This is a genomic window from Caulobacter sp. 73W (genome assembly GCF_041021955.1).
Classification (GTDB): domain Bacteria; phylum Pseudomonadota; class Alphaproteobacteria; order Caulobacterales; family Caulobacteraceae; genus Caulobacter.
On sequence record NZ_CP158375.1, the window covers coordinates 469,269 to 485,915 of the forward strand.

Sequence of the window (16,647 nt, forward strand, 5' to 3'; positions counted from 1 at the left end):
CGTTTCATCCGAAACTAACGAAAAATTTTGCCCCTCATACCCGTGCTTGGCGGAGAACGAGGCATATACATGCCCCAAGGACTCCCATGCCAAGCCACCATTCCTGCCAGACGCCGAAACTGATCGCTCCGACGGTCAGGTAGGCGATCAATGCGCCGAAGCCAGCCCCCGCCTCGGCCCGACTCTCCTCGGCCCGGTTGGCAAGGGTGAAGGCGGTCCAGCAGAAGAACACCGCGCCCAGGGCGGCGCCGGCGGCCCCAAGCTCCAGCCAAAGCTGCAAGGCCGCGTTGTGCGGATGCAGGGGGATGGCGGGATCGAAGGTGCGGCTAGCGTCGAAGCCCCAGCCCAGGGCCGGCTTTTCCAGCACTTTCGCGGCGCTGAAGGCCCAGATGTCGAGCCGTGCATCCCAAGACTGGCCGACGATCCGGTGCAGCCAGGCGAACAGGCCGTTGCGCGCCGCCTCGAGGGTCAGGATCGGCGACAGGATGAAATAGAGGGCGATGGGCGGGATGAAGGCCAGACCGCCGATCCGTCCGCCGAAACGGATGGCGGCGAAGGCGATACCGCCCAGCAGCAAGGCCAGGATGGGCGCGTCCGCCCCCAGCAGGCCCGATGCGCCGATCAGCAGCAAGCCCGCGGCCGGGGCGGCCAACTTCCAGCCGCTGCGCCAGGCGGCGACGGCGGCGGGCCAGAACAGCACCGCCAGGACGTAGATGCCCTGGGCGATGTTGCGGCGGGCGAGATCGGCGCGGATCGGGTCGCCGATCGCCTGCTTCACCGCCTGGTACAGGGCAGCGCCCAACAGGCCGTCGATGAACAGGATGAGCGCCAGAAGCCCCGTCCCCGCCGCCAGCACCGCCTGGGCGCGACGCGCTGAGCGGGCGGCCAGCTGGGCGAACGCCAGGACGGCGGAGCCATAGAGCGCCAGCTGCAGCGGCAGCTTCAGCGCGTTCTCCAGCGCCGCCTTCGGCTTGACGCCGACATAAGGGCTCCAGTCGAGCGAGATCAGCGCCCAGATGACCAACAGCAGCAAAGGAGCCATCGGCAGGATGGAGCCCCACCGCCGGCGCAGCAGCGGCAGAGCCATCACCCCCGCGACACCCATCAGCGGCGCGAAAGCCAGGGGCGCGAGGTAGCCAAGGATCGGCGTCAGGACGAGGACGAACCCGGCGGTGAAGCCCAGCCAGGCCTCTCCTCGCGTCGGGCGCGATGCGGCTTCTACGGAAACGTCGGTCAAGCGGCGCCCAGCTCCGGCGGCACATACTTCTCGCGCATGGTCACCAGCTCCTCGGCGGCCGTCGGGTGGACGGCGCAGGTGGAATCCCACTGGGCCTTGGTCGCGCCCATCTTCACCGCCACGGCGGCGAGCTGGATCATCTCCGGCGCATCGGGGCCGACGATATGGACGCCAACCACCTTCTGGGTCTCGGCCTCGACGACCAGCTTCATCAGGCAACGCTCCTCGACGCCCGCGAAAGCATACTTCATCGGGCGGAAGACGGTCCGATAGATATCGACCTTGCCGAATTTGCGGCGGCCGTCGGCCTCGCTCAGCCCCACCGAGCCGATCGGCGGCTGGGAGAACACGGCGCTGGCGACGTTGTCGTGATCGAAGGTGGTCAGGTTGTCGTAGAATTCGGTCTGGGCGAAGGCCGCGCCTTCGCGGATCGCGACCGGCGTCAGGTTGATGCGGTCGGTCACGTCGCCGACGGCCCAGATGCCCTCCGCCGTCGTGCGCGACTGCTCGTCGACCTTCACGGCGCCCTTCTCGTTCAGCTCCACCCCGACGGTGTCGAGGCCCAGACCGTCCACATGCGGCTTGCGGCCGGTGGCGTAGAGGATCTGGTCGCTCTCGCAGATGATGCCGTTGCCCAGATGGGCGACGAGACCGCCGGCGGTCTTCTCGATCTTTGTCGGCGAGCAACCGAGGACGACGCGGATGCCGCGCTTCTCCAACTCGCCGGCCAGGTGCGCGCGGATGTCGTCGTCGAAGCCGCGCAGGACATTGGTGCCGCGATAGACCAGGGTCACGTCCGAGCCGAGGCCAGCGAAGATGCCGGCGAACTCCACGGCGATGTAGCCGCCGCCGACGATAACGATCCGCTTCGGCAGGGCTTCCAGATGGAAGGCGTCGTCCGAGGTGATGACGTGCTCGATGCCCGGCACTTCCTCCGGCACGGACGGGCGGCCGCCCACGGCGATCAGGATCTTCTTGGCCGTCACCGTGCGGGCGTCGTTGCCGGTGATCTCGATGGTGTGCGGACCCTTGATGGTCGCGCGGCCATGGACGATCTCGACCCCGGCGTTGTGCAGGTTGCGCACGTAGATGCCGGACAGGCGGGCGATCTCGACGTCCTTGGCCTCGATGAAGGTCTTCCAGTCGAAGGTGCTCTCGACCTTCGACCAGCCGTAGCTTTCGGCCGTCTTGAAGTGGTGGGCGAATTCGGAGGCGTAGACCATGAACTTCTTGGGCACGCAGCCGCGGATCACGCAGGTGCCGCCGACCCGATACTCCTCCGCCACGGCGACCTTGGCCCCGCTCATGGCCGCGAGGCGCGAGGCCCGGACGCCGCCGGAGCCGGCGCCGATGACGAAGAGGTCGTAGTCGTAGTCAGCCATCGATGGCTCCCGATCCAGTCACGCTTGAACCCACAGATAGGGTCTCAGGGTTGAAGGCGCACTATGCCGTCGTCGGTTCCCAGCAGGGCTTCTTCGGCGAGATCAAGGAACAGGCCGTGCTCGACCACGCCCGTGACGCTCTTCAGGGCCGCCGCCAGGGCTGAGGGGTCCGCGATCCGGCCACAGGCCACGTCGTAGATCAGATTGCCGCCATCGGTCTTCACCGGCGCGCCGTCCTTGACCCGCAGGCGCGGCGGAATGCCGATGTCGCACTCCGACAGGGCGTCGCAGATGCGGCGGCTGGTGGAGATGTGGCCAAAGGCCACCACCTCGATCGGCAGGGCGAACTTGCCAAGGGTTTCGACCTTCTTGGCGGCGTCGGCGATGACCACGCAGCGCTTGGACGCCTCCCAGACCAGCTTCTCGCGAAGCAGGGCCGCGCCGCCGCCCTTGATCAGGGACAGGCCGGGGCCGATCTCGTCGGCGCCGTCCACGGTCACGTCGATCTCGGACACGTCATTGAGGTCGAGCAGCGGGATGCCCAGTTCCGTCGCCAGGGCGGCGGTGGCTTCCGACGTCGGGACGCCTTTGACGCCCGTCAGCTTGCGCGCGGCCAGCGCCTTGACGAACCAGGCGGCGGTGGAGCCGGTCCCCAGGCCAACGATCATCCCGCTTTCGACGAGTTCGGCGGCGGCTTCGCCGGAGATACGCTTCTGGTCGTCGGCGCTCACTTCTGCGCTCCCTTCTTCTTCGCGGCCTTCAAGGCGCGGAATTTGGCGGCCCAGCCGGGCTTGGTGGTTTGTTCGGCGCGGGCCAGGGCCAGAGCGCCGGCCTCGACATCCTTGGTGATGACGGAGCCGGACGCCGTCATGGCGTTTTCGCCTACGGTCACCGGAGCCACGAGAGCGCTATTGGAACCAATGAAGGCGCCGGGACCGACGTGGGTCTCGAACTTCTCGAAGCCGTCGTAATTGCAGAAGATCGTGCCGGCGCCGATGTTGGCCTTGGGGCCTACCGTGCCGTCGCCCAGATAGGACAAGTGGTTGGCCTTGGCCCCCTCGCCCATCTTGACCTTCTTCACCTCGACGAAGTTGCCGACCTTGGCGTCGCGGCCGATGTCGGCGCCGGGGCGCAGGCGGGCATAGGGGCCGATCTCGGCTCCTTCGTGGACCACCGCGCCCTCCAGATGGCTGAAGGCGCGAATCTGGGCGCCGCTGGCCACGCTTACCCCCGGGCCGAACACGACGTTGGGCTCCACCACGACGCCCGCCGCCAGTTCGGTGTCCCACGACAGGAAGACCGTTTCCGGCGCGGGCATGGACACGCCCCCGTCCATGGCGGCCAGACGACGGCGGCGCTGGAAAGCCGCCTCGGCGGCGGCCAGCTCGGCCTGGGAGTTCACCCCCATCACCGCCTCTTCGGAAGCGAAGGCCACGCGGGCCTGCAGGTGGGCGTCATGGGCCAGGCCGACGATGTCAGTCAGGTAGTACTCGCCCTTGGCGTTGGCGTTGGTGACCTTTGACAGCAGGTCGAACAGCACGCCGACGTCGGCGGCCAGGACACCGGAGTTGCAGTGCTTCACCGCTAGCACCGTCTCGTCCGCCTCCTTGGCCTCGACGATGCGCAGCAGGATCTGGTGTGGGGCGATGATCAGTCGGCCATAGGCGCCCGGATCGGCGGCGTCGAAGCCCAGCACCGCCACATCGGCGTCCCCGCCCCTCAGATCGAACAGCGGCGCGATCGTCTGGGCGTTCAGCATGGGGCAGTCGGCATAGGTGACCACCACATCGCCGCTGAAGCCCTCCAGAGCCTTCCTGGCGGCCAGGACGGCGTGCCCCGTGCCCTGGGGCGGGTCCTGGATAGCCACGGCGCTCTCGCCCAGGCGCTTGGCCACATGCGCGCCGACCTGCGGGCTGTGCGCGCCGCAGACGACCACGATGCGCTCGCAGCCCAGGCTTTGCGCCGCGTCGATGGCGTGGTCCAGCATGGTGCGGCCGCCGACCTTGTGCAGCACCTTGGGCGTCGGCGATTTCATGCGCGTGCCCTGGCCGGCGGCGAGGATCACCGCGGCGCGGGGGCGGCCCTTGGGGGCGGCGGTGGTCATGGCGACTCGCGCTCCTGCATTGCTTTCCCCTCGCGTTTAGCGGAAACGGCGGCCTTATGCATGACCAGCTCCCGCTTTCCGGCCTGACCGTCGCTTTCGATCTCGACGGCACGCTTGTCGACACCGCGCCCGATCTGATCGGAGCGCTGAACACCGTACTCGACGAGGAGGGGCTGGCGCCCCTGCCCTACGAGGACGTCCGCCTGATGGTGGGGCGCGGCGCCAAGGCGTTGCTGGAGCAAGGCTTCGCCGCCGCCGGCGCGCCCATGGACGCGGACCGCACGCCCAAGCTGGTGGAGCGATTCATCGCCATCTACCTGGGCCGCATCGCCCACGAGAGCACGCCGTTCCCCGGCGTGATCGAGGCGCTGAAGACACTGCGGGCCGACGGGGCCAAGCTCTGCGTCTGCACCAACAAGCTGACGAACCTGTCCACGGCCCTGCTGGACGCCCTGGAGATGACGCCGCTGTTCGACGCCGTGGTGGGCCAGGACAAGGCCCCCGCCCCCAAGCCGGACGCCCGTCACCTGCTGGCCGCCATCGAGGCGGTGGGCGGCAGCACCGACCGCGCCATTCTGGTCGGCGACAGCATCGCCGACGTCGGGGCCGGCAAGAATGCCGGCGTCCCCGTCGTGGTGGTCAGCTTCGGCTACACCGAAGCGCCCGCCAAGGAACTGGGCGGCGACATCGTCATCGATCACTTCGACGAGCTGGACAGGGTGGTGCGCGCCTGGGCCAAGGGCGCCGCCTGATCTGGCCTTGAAGGCCGGATTTTCAGGGAAGGAATGGTGGATGCGACAGGGATTGAACCTGTGACCCCCTCGGTGTGAACGAGGTGCTCTCCCGCTGAGCTACGCATCCGCCGGCAGGAAGGGTTGCGCCTATAGCCCGCCCATTCGGCGGGGGCAAGGCGCTTTTGCGAACCTTGTCCCCAAAGCTGTGAACACCGCCGTCAGACGGCGATCAGGGCGACCGCCACGCGGCGTCCCTGGGTGGCCAAAACGTTGTAGAGTTTGGCCGCCGCCTCGGTGGACATGAACTCCAGACCCAGGCCCGCGGCGCGCATGGCGTCCCTCACGGCGCGCGACGGCGGCGCCATCACCGCGCCGGTGCCCAGAAGGATGAATTCGGAAACGCCCGGCCCCGCCGCGACAACGTCGGCGAAGTCCTCGGGCTTCAGGTCGGCAAGATTGCTGACCGGCCAGACATGCGGCTGATCGCCGAGCAGCAGGAGCGAGCCGTCGTGCCGCTTGCCCTGCACGCGAAAGCCGCCGTCCCCGTAGGCGTCGATGGACGGCGGCTGACGCATGACTGGATCAGGCCTTGGCCGGAGCCGCGTCGCCGGCGCCGCGATTGACGCCCCACACCAGCACTAGCGGCAAGGCGACGTAGATCGACGAATAGGTGCCGATCAGGATGCCGAAAACCAGGGTGAAGATCAGCGGGAACAGGGTCGGGCCGCCCAGGAACAGCATGCCCGCCAGCGCCAGCAGCGCCGTCGAGCCGGTGATCAGAGTACGGGACAGACGCTCGTTCTCCGACAGGTCGATCAGGTCGCGCAGCGGCGTGACCTTGTACTTGCGCAGGTTCTCGCGAAGACGGTCGAAGGTGATGACCTTCTCGTTCATCGAGTAGCCGACCACGGTCAGCAGCGCGGCGATGGTGGTCATCGAGAATTCGATGTGCAGCGCCGAGAGCATGCCAAGCGTCAGCACGGCGTCATGAAGCACGCCCACCACGGCGGCCACGCCGAACTGCAGCTGGAACCGGATCCAGATGTAGAGAAGCATCAGGCCCATGGCGATCGACAGGGCGGTGAAGCCCGAGCGGAAGAGCTCTCCCGAAACCTTCGGGCCGACGATGTCCACGCGCTTGAACTGGATGCCGGTGAACTTCTCGGCCAGCTGCTTCTTGATGACCTCGGCGCCTTCGATCGAGTTGACGTTCTCGGCGAGGCGGAAGCGCAGGATGGCCGCGTTGACGGAGCCGATCGACTGAACCTGCGCGTCCTCGGCGCCCATTTCACCGAGGCTGCTGCGCAGCTCGGCGATGGGGGCCGGACCAGGAGTTCTGGATTTCCATCATCGTGCCGCCGGCGAAGTCGGTGCCGAGGTTCAGCCCGCGGGTGAACAGCGACACGCCCGAGGCGACCACGAAGATGATCGACACCACGGCCAGGTACGGCGCCAGCTTCGTGAAGCGGAAGTTGGTGACGTGGGGAAGGTTTTTGATCAGGGGCCAATGCATGGTCGCGTCCCTTAAATCGGAAGTTTCTTGGGACGAGCCGAGCGGAACCACAGGCCAAGCAGGACCTGGGTGACCAGCAGCGCCGTGAACAGCGAGGTGAACACGCCCACCGACAGGGTCCAGGCGAAGCCCTTCACCACGCCGGAGCCGAACTGGAACATGATCAGCGCCGAGATGAGCGAGGTCACGTTGGCGTCGATGATCGAGACCAGGGCGCGGCTGAAGCCGATGTCCATGGCCGATAGAGGCGGTCTGCCTGCCCGCTCCTCGTCACGCATCCGCTCATAGACCAGCACGTTGGCGTCTACCGCCACCGCGAGGGTCAGGATCATGCCGGCGATGCCGGGCAAGGTCAGGGTGGCCTGGGTCAGCGACAGGATCGCCACGAGCAGGATCACGTTCAGGAACAGGGCCAGCACCGCCGTCCCCCCGAACAGCCCGCCATAAGCCAGAAGCATGAACACGACCACGGCGACGAAGCCGATGGCGATCGAGATGGCGCCGGCGCGGACGGCGTCAGCCCCCAGCTCGGCGCCGACGGTGCGCTGCTCCTCGACCTTCAGCGGCGCCGGAAGGGCGCCGGCCCGCAGCAGGACGGCCAGGTCGTTGGCCGTCTGGACGGTGAAGTTGCCGGTGATCTGGCCCGAGCCGCCGGTGATCGCGGTGTTGATGACCGGGGCCGAGATGACCTTGTTGTCCAGGACGATGGCGAAACGCTTGCCGATGTTGGCGGCGGTGGCGTCGCCGAAACGACGGGCGCCCTGGCCGTTGAAGCGGAACGACACCACCGGGCTGCCCGACTGCTGGTCGAACTGCTGCTGGGCGTCGGTCAGCATCTCACCGGTGACCACGGCGCGCTTCTTGAGGACGTAGCCGGCGGTGTAGCCGTCCTCGGACGGCACATAGACTGAGCCGGGCGGAATGCGGCCGGCCGCCATCTCTTCCGGCGTGACGGTCTCGTCGACCATCTGGAAGGTCAGTTTGGCGGTCTGGCCGATGACGTTCTTCAGGCGCTCAGGATCGCTCTCACCCGCCGCCTGCACGACGATGCGGTTGGTGCCTTGGCGATTGATCGCCGGTTCCTTCGTGCCCATCTGGTCGATCCGGCGACGGATGATTTCGATGGACTGATCGACCGCCTTGGCCGCTTCGGCGTTGAACGCCGCGGCGACGAAGGTGATTTCGATACGCTGGCCCTGCAGGTTGACGTTGACGTCACGCCCGCCGGGCGTGCCGGCCAGCGGCGCGCCGACGGTATTGCGCAGGGTGTTGGCGGCCGTGTTGGCCTGGGCCGCGTCGGTGATGAACACCGAGATGCGGCCGTTCTGCTCGCCAAGGCCGCTGAACGCGATCTGTTCGTTGCGCAGGGTCGTGCGCACGTCCTCGACCATGTTGTTCAGGCGTTCGGCGCGCAGGGCCTGGGTATCCACCTCGAGCAGCAGATAGGAGCCGCCCTGAAGGTCGAGGCCTAGGTTAAGCCGCTGCTTGGGCATCCAGCCCGGCAGCGAATCCACCGTCCGTTGCGGCAGGACGTTCGGCAGGGCGAAGAGCACCCCAAACACGAGCGCCAGGACGACGAGGACGATTTTCCAGCGTGAGAGAGCGATCATGAAGGGGTGTTCGCCTGCGGGCCTTTAGTCGTTGGCCGGTTCGCCGCGGGTGCGAACTTCGGTGATCATGCCCTTGACCACCTTCACGGTGACGCCCTGGGCGATCTCCACGCCGACTTCCTTTTCCTCGACGCGCACGATCTTGCCGAGGATGCCGCTGGAGAGGACGACGTTGTCACCGCGCTTCAGGCCGGCCAGCAGAGCGGCGTGTTCCTTCATCCGCTTTTGCTGCGGGCGGATCATGAGGAAGTAGAACAGCACCACGAGCAGCAGGATCGGGGCGATCTGGATCAGGAAATCCTGGGGACCGGCGGCCGGGTTCATTCACGTCTCCAATATATCTCTTGCGGCTCTCCGTTCGCGGAACGTGGCCGTTTTCAGGTCGGCGGAAGCTATGCGCTCGCCTCCCCTTTTGCAATGAGCGGTCGGAGGCTTATAGCCACACCATGAGCCAGGACCTTTCCCCCATTCTCGCCCGCATCGCCGAAGCCCTCGAACGGATCGCCCCCGCGACCGCCTCGCAGGCCGATTTCAGCGGCGCCCGTCTGTTCCGCCATGATCCGGAGACGGGCGGCTTCCTGCCGGCCCCGGACTATCCCATGCCGGTGGACCTGCTGGTCGGCGTCGACCGGCAGAAGGAGAAGTTCCTGCAGAACCTGCAGCGCTTCGCCAGCGGCCTGCCGTGCAACGACGTCCTGCTGTGGGGCGTGCGGGGCACGGGCAAGAGCTCCATGGCCAAGGCGGCGTTCATGGAGGCGGCCAAGGCCCAGCCGGTCCTGAAGCTGGTGGAAGTGGATCGCGACGCGGTGACCGCCCTGCCCGCCCTGTTCGACGAGCTGCGCGGCCGGTCGGAGCGCTTCGTGGTCCTTTGCGACGACCTATCGTTCGAGGACGGCGCGGCGGCGGCCAAGGCCCTGAAGTCTGCCCTGGAAGGCGGCGTGTCAGGCCCGCCGGAGAATGTGCTGTTCGTGGCGACGTCCAACCGCCGCCACCTGATGCCCCGCGATCACGTGGAGGGCCGCGGCGCCATCGCCGCCCAGGAAGACGCCGAGGAAGAGATCAGCGTCTCGGACCGCTTCGGCCTGTGGCTAGGCTTCCCGCCCATGGACCAGCCGACCTACCTGGAGGCGATCCGCGTCTATTCGGAACGCTTCGGCCTGAAGGTCGAGAACCTGGAGCGCCGCGCCCTGCAATGGTCACAGCTCCGCGGCTCGCGTTCGGGCCGCATCGCCTGGCAGTTCGTCCGCGACCTGGCGGGCGAGCTTGGGGTGAAGCTGAACCCGTAAGGCCTACTGCGGCAAGACCAGGGTCGGGTTGATCGGCCGCGCCTTGTCCTTCGGGGACGGGGCGTAGCGGACCTCGAAATGCAGCTGCGGCTCGGCCACGCCGCCGGTCGAGCCGGCCTGGCCGATCTGCTGGCCCTGCGCGACCTGCTGGCGCATCTTCACGTCGGTACGGCCCAGGTGCGCATAGGCCGTGACCCAGCCGTCCGCATGCTTGACCAGCACCAGGTTGCCGAAGCCAGGGACCTGGTCGCCGGAATAAACCACCTCGCCCGCCGCGGCGGAGCGCACGGCCTCGCCGGCGTTGGCGCGGATGTTCAGACCGTCATTGCGCTGCGAGCCGGCCTTGGGGCCGAAGTCGGACAGGATCTCGCCGGTCAGCGGCCACACGAAGCGGCCCTTGCCGGCGGCGACGATCTCGGTCTCGCTAAGGGCGGCCGGAGCGTCGGCGATCTGCGGCCGCGAAGACGTCGCCGGCGGCGTCGCGGGGCGGGTCGGCGTGCCGCTATACGGTTGCGGCGTCGAAGGCAGGGCGGTCTCGCGGCTGGGCGTCGTCGCCGGAGCCGGGGTCGTTTCGCGAACCGGCGACGGGGTGGACGCGGTCGGCTTGGGGACGCCGCGATCACGAGAGCCGTCCGGCAGGATCAGGCGCTGGCCCGAACGCAGCTTGGCCGTGGTGCGCAGGTTGTTCTCGGCCGCCAGGGCGCGGGACGTGACGCCGAAGCGTTGGGCGACCACCGCCAGGGTGTCTCCGCTTTCGACCACATAGGCCTTGGCGCGGGTGGCTTCGCCCTTCAGGCGCTGGCCGACGGTCAGGCGATAAGGCGACTTCAGGCCGTTCAGGCTGGCCAGCTCGCGGCGGCTCATGCCCATGCGGTCGGCGATCTCGTCGAGATTGTCGCCCTTCTTGACCGTGTAGCTCTTGGCCGGACCATCGACCGTGATGACGCGGCCGCCGCCGGGGGCGCTGGAGGTTTCGGTCGTCTCGGCGACCGGCTCCTCGCGAGACGGGCGGACCTGGTTCGGACGGCTGGTGACGGGCGCGGGACGCGCGGCCTCCGGCTCCGCACGGGCGGGGGTCGGGCCGCCCTGCCCCGGGATGGTCAGCTTCTGGCCGACGCGCAGGCCGGTGCTGGCGGAGATGCCGCTGGCCTCGGCGATCGCGGCCGGGGTTGTGTCGTACTTGCGGGCCAGGGCGAACAGGGTGTCGCCGGCCGAGACCGTATGGGTGCTGGCCGCGGCGCTGCGTTCCGGCGCCCGGCTGGGGGTCGAGGTCGAACGAGCCGGCTCCGCGCCGCCCGGGACCTTCAGGGTCTGGCCGGCGTTCAGGCGGTAGGGCGAGCGCAGGTCATTGGCGGCCGCCAGATCCTTGATCGACACGCCTTGGGCCTTGGCGATGGTGGCCAGGGTGTCGCCGCGCTGAACCTTGTAGGAGCCCGTGGTTTCGGAGCTGACCGAACCGCGCAGGCCGCCCGCCGTACCCGGCACCTTCAGCTTCTGGCCGGCGTCCAGACGATAGGGCGAACGCAGGCCGTTGGCTTCGGCCAGAGCGTCCTGGGTCACGCCCAGCGCACGGGCGATCGAGGCGAGGTTCTCGCCGCGCTTGACCACATATTCCGAGGCCGGCGTCTCGCGGACGGCCGAACCGCTGCGGCGGCTGCGCGTCTGGGCCAGGGCGATCTCGAATGCGCCGTTGTCGGGCGCCTGGCTGGCGCGGGCCGGTTCCAACGGCGCGAGTTCACGGCTGCTGACGGGGGCCGGGGCGCGGACGGTGCTCGGAGCGGCGTCCGGAATGGCGCTGCTGGTGATGCTGGAGCTGGAGCCGAAAACCTGCGCCGGAGGCGCATAGGACGGGGCGGAGGCCGCCACCGCTTCGGCCGGCGAGGGATTGCGGATCGGGAAGTTCGGCTTAGGCATGCGCAGGCCTTCGCCGCGCGGCGCGTCCTGCGTGATGGGATAGCGCGGGGTCTGGGCCGTAGCCGCGCCAGCGAGCGCGGCGGACAGCGCCATGAGACTTGCGGCGATCAGCGTGCTGCGGGGTTTGCTGTCCGTCATCGCTGAACCTTCTTTCAACTCACACAATCCCTACTCGTGCCGCGACAGCGTTAAGCCCGCGTTAAGCACAACCAAACCGTCGGCCGCTCGCGACGTTTTCTCGCGAGCGATTCCCGGCCGTCCAAGAGGCGGAAAGCGCCCTAGAGCTCGCGCGCCACGCCGTCGAGCAACGGGACGAAGCGAACGTCACACAGGACCTCGACCGTGAAGCCCCCCTGCCCGTCCCCGGCATAGCGCCGAAGGCTCTGGACAGGCCCCTTGCCGATCGGCGCGACGAGCACACCGTTGGGCTTGAGCTGGCTGAGCAGCGTCTTGGGTTCATCTGGCGCCGCCGCCGTGACCAAAATGCGGTCAAAAGGCGCCTGTTCGGCCCAGCCCTCGCCGCCGTCGCCGAATTTGGTGATCACATTGGTGAGACCCAAGGTCGAGAAGCGGCTCTCCGCCTCCTTCATCAGGGTCCGATAGCGCTCCACCGTGTAGACCAGCCGCGCCAGCTTCGAGAGGATCGCGGTCTGATAGCCGGAGCCGGTGCCGATCTCCAGAACCCGCGAACGCGGCTCCAGGGTCAGGGCCTGGGTCATCAGCCCGACGATGAACGGCTGGCTGATCGTCTGCCCGCAGGCGATCGGCAGGGCCGAATCCTCCCACGACCGTTCCTTGAACAGGTCGGGGGTGAACAGATCGCGCGGCGTCTTCTCGATGGCGTTCAGCACGCCGGGCTCGGTCACCCCCTGCGAGCGCAGGGCCAGGATGAGCCGCGCCATCTGGGTTTCGGCGGCGTCAGCAGCAGTCTTGGGAGCCTTGGCCATCAGCCCGCCTTCACTTTCGGAATGGCGCCGCCGAGCAGGCCCTTCATCTGGTGGACCGTGTCGTGGTGCGTCAGATCGATATGAAGCGGCGTCACCGAGATGCGCCCCTCATACACCGCCTTGATATCGGTGCCGTCTGACGGACGCGAGGGCTCGTTGCGGAAGCCCATCCAGTAATAGTCGCGGCCGCGCAGGTCGGTGCGGCGCTCGGCGTGCATGATCGAGGCGTCGCGGAAGCCCTGCTTAGTGACCTCCACCTCGGTCACCTGGTCGGCCGGCGCATCAGGGAAGTTGATGTTGACGATCACGTCCTTGGGCCAGCCCAGCTCCACCAGGCGCTGGATGATGCCGGGGGCGTGCTCGATGGCGGTGTCGTAAAGCGCACGCTCGCTGTCATGGAACACCCGCAGGGCCTGGCTGAGAGCGATCGCAGGGACGCCCAGGGCCATGCCCTGGATCGCGCCGGCCACGGTGCCGCTCATGGACACGTCCTCGCCGATGTTCTGGCCGCGGTTGACGCCCGACAGGATCAAGTCCGGCGGGCCGTCCATCAGGTCCTGAACCGCCAGCATGACGCAGTCGGTCGGCGTGCCGGCCACGGCGAACTTGCGCGGCTCGATCCGGCGCACCCGCAGCGGGGCGGTCAGGGACAGGGCCCGGCCGACGCCCGACTGCTCCGTCTCCGGCGCGCAGATCCAGACATCGTCCGTCAGGGTGAGCGCGATGCGCTCCAGCGCCTGCAGGCCTTCGGCGTGAATGCCGTCGTCGTTGGTCAGCAGGATGCGCACGCCGATCAGCCCCCGATGTGCGTCAGGCCGCCCATGTAGGGCTGCAGGGCCGAGGGGATGGCGATGCGGCCGTTTTCGTCCTGGTAGTTCTCCAGCACGGCGACCAGGGTGCGGCCGACCGCCAGGCCCGAACCGTTGAGCGTATGGACGAAGTGCGTGCCCTTCTCACCGGTCTTGCGGAAGCGGGTGTCCATGCGGCGGGCGGTGAACTCGCCATAGTTCGAGCAGGAGCTGATCTCGCGATACATGCCCTGCGACGGCAGCCAAACTTCCAGGTCGTAGGTCTTGCGCGAGCCGAAGCCCATGTCGCCGGTACAGAGCAGCATGGTGCGGAACGGCAGTTCGAGGCGCTTCAGCACCTCTTCGGCGCAGGTGGTCATCCGCTCGTGTTCCTCGCCCGAGGCTTCGGGCGTGGTGATGGCGACCAGTTCGACCTTGCTGAACTGGTGCTGGCGGATCATGCCGCGGGTATCGCGGCCGGCGGAACCCGCCTCGGCGCGGAAGCAGTTGGTCAGGGCGGTCAGGCGAAGCGGCAGCTCCTCCTCGGCCAGGATCTGCTCGCGGACGATGTTGGTCAGGGTGACCTCGGCCGTCGGGATCAGGTAGCGATCGTCCGTGGTCTTGAAGAGGTCGTCCTCGAACTTCGGCAGCTGGGTGGTGCCGAACAGGGCCGGCGCCTTCACCAGGACGGGCGGATTGACCTCGGTATAGCCATGCTCGGTCACCTGCAGGTCCAGCATGAACTGGCCGATGGCGCGTTCCAGGCGGGCGATCTGCCCCTTGAGCACCACGAAACGCGAGCCGCTCATGCGGGCGGCCGCTTCGAAGTCCATGCCGCCGAGAGCTTCGCCCAGATCGACGTGATCCTTCACGGCCGACAGCTTGCCGGCGGGCGGGTTGGCGGGGTCGCCCCAGCGGCGCTGCTCGACATTGCCTTCCTCGTCGTCGCCCTTTGGCACGTCGGGATAGGGAATGTTAGGCAGGCCGGCCAACAGGTCGTGCAGTTCCGCGGCCTTCTCGGCCTCCACCGCGCCCTGCTCGGTCAGAACGCCCTTCAGCGCCTCCACCTCGGCCATCAGGCGGGCGGCTTCGGCCTCGTCCTTCTTGGCCTTGGCGGCGCCGATCAGCTTGGAGGAACTCATTACGCTTGGCCTGGGCTTCCTGGACGGCGGTCTGGGCTGCGCGCAGGGCGGCGTCCAGGGCGACGGCTTCGGCGGCCTTGCCGGAGAAGCCTTTCGCGGACCACACCGTCTCGAACTGGTCGGGGTTTTCGCGGATGGCCTTGATGTCGTGCATCGGTCTTCTCGGGCAAGCGGGAGAGCCGCTTTCCTTAAGGCGCGTTGCTCAGGGCGCCAACCCGCAGAAACGCTCCGAAAGCAGACTCTTAGGTGCTGACCAGGTCCTGGCCGGCCTCGTCCTCGATCCGCCGGTTGCGGGCGATAAGCCACACGCACCAGATCGAGATTTCGTAGAGCAGGCAGATCGGGATCGCGAGCATGAGCTGGCTGATCGGATCGGGCGGCGTGACGATGGCCGCGACCACGAAGACGCCGACGATGGCGTAGCGGCGGCCAGTGCGCAGCATCTCGGCGTTCACCAGGCCCGCCAGACCGGCCAGGGAGAGCACCACCGGCAGCTGGAAGCACAGGCCGAAGGCCAGCAGCAGCGAGGTCACCAGGGTGAAATAGTCCGACACCTTGGGCAGCAGCTCGACCGAGATATTGCCCGCGCCGACGATCTGCTGGCTCAGGGAGAACCACAGAACAAACGGCAGCATGACGTAATAGACCAGCGTCGCGCCCAGCATGAACAGCACCGGCGAAGCGAGCAGGAACGGCAGGAACGCCTTGCGTTCCTTCTTGTACAGACCCGGCGCCACGAAGCGATAAAGCTGGAAGGCCAGGACCGGGAAGCAGATCGCCACGGCGCCGAAGGCCGCCAGCTTCAGCTTGGTGAAGAAGAACTCCAGCGGCGCGGTGAAGACCAGCTTCAGAGCACCCGGAGCCAAGGGCGGGATGTCCTTGAGCCCCAACAGGGCGAAGAACAGGTCGAAGGGGCCGTGCTTGCCGCCGCTCGCCTTCTGGGCGGCCATCAGGCCGGCGGCGACCTCGAACGGTCGCAGCAGGAAGACATAGAGGGTGTCGGCGAAGGCGAAGCAGAGGCCGAAGCCGACGAACAGCGCCGCGACGCAGATGATCAGGCGGTTGCGCAGCTCGACCAGATGATCCAGCAGCGGCGCGCGGGAAGCCTCGATCTCGTCGTCGTTGTAGTCGCTCATGACTTGGCCTTCGCAGCCTTGGCCGTCTTGGCGGCGGCCTTCTTCGGCGCGGCTGCTTTCTTGGCCGGAGCCTTGGCGACTGCCGCCTTTGAGGCCGCGGCCTTCTTCGGCGCGGCCTTGCGCTTGGTCTTGGCCGGCCCGGGCGTCGGCTCGATGGCCGCGGGCTCGTTCTGGGCGGCGAAGCTGGTCGGCGGGAAGGACATGCCGCTGTCCTTCAGACTGGCGTCGATGTCGTTGAACACCTGATCGACGTCGGCGTCCTTGGCCGCTTCCGCCGCGCTCTTCACCGGGTCGGTGAACTGGCCGGCGCGCATGGCGGCCACTTCCTTGCGCAGCTCGTCGAGCTCCGACTGGCGGGCCATTTCGTCAAAGGATGCGCGGAATTCGTTGGCCATGCCGCGCAGACGCGCGACGAACTGTCCAAGCTTGCGAAGCAGGACAGGCAGGTCCTTGGGGCCGACCACGATCAGAGCGACCGCGGCGATGACCATAAGTTCGGAAGCGCCGATCTCGGGAAGCATAACGGCCTTAGAGGCGTCATCGCGCGAACCCGCAAGCCCGCGCGATGGAAAAACTAGCTACGCAGCTCTTCTTTTTCCGCTTCGGTGCGCGGAAGCGGCTTGGAATCGGCCGGCTTGTCGTCGTCCTTCAGGCCTTCCTTGAAGGCTTTGATGCCCTTGGCGGCGTCGCCCATGATCCCGGACAGCTTGCCGCGGCCGCCGAACAGCAGCGCCACGACCGCGATCACGATCACCCAGTGAATCCAGCTCATCGAACCCATGACGAGTATGCTCCCTAACATCGGGGCCCATCCTATGGGCCGCTCCGACGGAACCGTGCGTTTCGCACAGAAT

17 protein-coding genes, 1 tRNA gene and 1 pseudogene are annotated in these 16,647 nt (G+C 67.7%); 2 read left to right on the forward strand and 17 right to left on the reverse strand.

The annotated features are described in order from the left end of the window. Nucleotides 1-34 precede the first annotated feature (34 nt). Genes ABOZ73_RS02210 through glmU form a run of 4 tightly spaced genes read right to left on the reverse strand, consistent with a single transcriptional unit; the run spans nt 35 to nt 4,723 of the window. Nucleotides 35-1,237 (reverse strand): O-antigen ligase family protein, encoded by a 1,203-nt coding sequence (locus ABOZ73_RS02210; protein ID WP_369060353.1) that lies wholly within the window; start codon nt 1,235-1,237, stop codon nt 35-37. Beyond that, a complete protein-coding gene (gene gor, locus ABOZ73_RS02215; protein WP_369060355.1) occupies nt 1,234-2,619 on the reverse strand; it encodes a glutathione-disulfide reductase in 1,386 nt (461 codons plus the stop codon). Before gor ends, ABOZ73_RS02210 begins: the two co-directional genes overlap by 4 nt. A 44-nt stretch (nt 2,620-2,663) precedes the next feature. Then, entirely contained in the window at nt 2,664-3,350 is a 687-nt protein-coding gene (gene rpiA / locus ABOZ73_RS02220; protein ID WP_369060356.1) for a ribose-5-phosphate isomerase RpiA, read from the reverse strand. Then, a complete protein-coding gene (gene glmU / locus ABOZ73_RS02225) occupies nt 3,347-4,723 on the reverse strand; it encodes a bifunctional UDP-N-acetylglucosamine diphosphorylase/glucosamine-1-phosphate N-acetyltransferase GlmU (RefSeq protein ID WP_369060358.1) in 1,377 nt (458 codons plus the stop codon). Before glmU ends, rpiA begins: the two co-directional genes overlap by 4 nt. Before the next feature lie 56 nt (nt 4,724-4,779). On the opposite strand from glmU, the gene ABOZ73_RS02230 reads away from it, so the two are divergent. Then, nucleotides 4,780-5,475 (forward strand): HAD-IA family hydrolase, encoded by a 696-nt coding sequence (locus ABOZ73_RS02230; protein WP_369060359.1) that lies wholly within the window; start codon nt 4,780-4,782, stop codon nt 5,473-5,475. Nucleotides 5,476-5,509: 34 nt separating this feature from the next. Here ABOZ73_RS02230 and ABOZ73_RS02235 read toward each other — a convergent pair. The 6 genes from ABOZ73_RS02235 to yajC all read right to left on the reverse strand — a co-directional run bounded on the left by ABOZ73_RS02235 (nt 5,510) and on the right by yajC (nt 8,904). Beyond that, nucleotides 5,510-5,584, reverse strand: a tRNA-Val gene (locus ABOZ73_RS02235). A 91-nt stretch (nt 5,585-5,675) separates the two neighbouring features. Next, a complete protein-coding gene (locus ABOZ73_RS02240) occupies nt 5,676-6,032 on the reverse strand; it encodes an Mth938-like domain-containing protein (RefSeq protein ID WP_369060361.1) in 357 nt (118 codons plus the stop codon). A 7-nt stretch (nt 6,033-6,039) separates the two neighbouring features. Then, complete coding sequence (gene secF, locus ABOZ73_RS02245; protein ID WP_369060363.1) at nt 6,040-6,744, reverse strand: protein translocase subunit SecF; 705 nt, start codon at nt 6,742-6,744, stop codon at nt 6,040-6,042. Between the two features lies 1 nt (nt 6,745). Then, nucleotides 6,746-6,970 (reverse strand): hypothetical protein, encoded by a 225-nt coding sequence (locus ABOZ73_RS02250; RefSeq protein ID WP_369060365.1) that lies wholly within the window; start codon nt 6,968-6,970, stop codon nt 6,746-6,748. 11 nt (nt 6,971-6,981) lie between these two features. Beyond that, nucleotides 6,982-8,580, reverse strand: coding sequence for a protein translocase subunit SecD (secD, locus tag ABOZ73_RS02255; RefSeq protein WP_369060367.1), 1,599 nt, complete (start codon nt 8,578-8,580; stop codon nt 6,982-6,984). A 24-nt stretch (nt 8,581-8,604) separates the two neighbouring features. After that, the gene (gene yajC, locus ABOZ73_RS02260; protein ID WP_369060369.1) at nt 8,605-8,904 is read right to left on the reverse strand and encodes a preprotein translocase subunit YajC; all 300 of its coding nucleotides are present in this window, start codon (nt 8,902-8,904) and stop codon (nt 8,605-8,607) included. A 122-nt stretch (nt 8,905-9,026) separates the two neighbouring features. On the opposite strand from yajC, the gene ABOZ73_RS02265 reads away from it, so the two are divergent. Continuing rightward, nucleotides 9,027-9,866, forward strand: a complete 840-nt coding sequence (locus ABOZ73_RS02265) for an ATP-binding protein (protein ID WP_369060371.1) — start codon at nt 9,027-9,029, stop codon at nt 9,864-9,866. A 3-nt stretch (nt 9,867-9,869) separates the two neighbouring features. Here the strand turns inward: ABOZ73_RS02265 and ABOZ73_RS02270 are convergent, their stop codons facing one another. From ABOZ73_RS02270 to ABOZ73_RS02300, 7 genes and pseudogenes are all read right to left on the reverse strand, one after another. After that, nucleotides 9,870-11,918, reverse strand: coding sequence for a LysM peptidoglycan-binding domain-containing protein (locus ABOZ73_RS02270; protein ID WP_369060372.1), 2,049 nt, complete (start codon nt 11,916-11,918; stop codon nt 9,870-9,872). 140 nt (nt 11,919-12,058) lie between these two features. Then, nucleotides 12,059-12,727, reverse strand: a complete 669-nt coding sequence (locus ABOZ73_RS02275; protein ID WP_369060373.1) for a protein-L-isoaspartate(D-aspartate) O-methyltransferase — start codon at nt 12,725-12,727, stop codon at nt 12,059-12,061. Continuing rightward, complete coding sequence (gene surE, locus ABOZ73_RS02280) at nt 12,727-13,515, reverse strand: 5'/3'-nucleotidase SurE (protein WP_369060375.1); 789 nt, start codon at nt 13,513-13,515, stop codon at nt 12,727-12,729. Before surE ends, ABOZ73_RS02275 begins: the two co-directional genes overlap by 1 nt. 5 nt (nt 13,516-13,520) lie before the next feature. Next, nucleotides 13,521-14,811 (reverse strand): annotated as a pseudogene (gene serS / locus ABOZ73_RS02285) (serine--tRNA ligase). An 88-nt stretch (nt 14,812-14,899) separates the two neighbouring features. After that, complete coding sequence (gene tatC / locus ABOZ73_RS02290; protein ID WP_369060377.1) at nt 14,900-15,793, reverse strand: twin-arginine translocase subunit TatC; 894 nt, start codon at nt 15,791-15,793, stop codon at nt 14,900-14,902. After that, nucleotides 15,790-16,314 carry a Sec-independent protein translocase protein TatB gene (gene tatB, locus ABOZ73_RS02295; RefSeq protein WP_369060379.1) on the reverse strand — a complete coding sequence of 175 codons (525 nt, stop codon included), beginning with the start codon at nt 16,312-16,314 and terminating at the stop codon, nt 15,790-15,792. Before tatB ends, tatC begins: the two co-directional genes overlap by 4 nt. A 53-nt stretch (nt 16,315-16,367) precedes the next feature. Then, nucleotides 16,368-16,574 (reverse strand): twin-arginine translocase TatA/TatE family subunit, encoded by a 207-nt coding sequence (locus tag ABOZ73_RS02300; RefSeq protein ID WP_269716648.1) that lies wholly within the window; start codon nt 16,572-16,574, stop codon nt 16,368-16,370. Nucleotides 16,575-16,647: the final 73 nt, after the last annotated feature.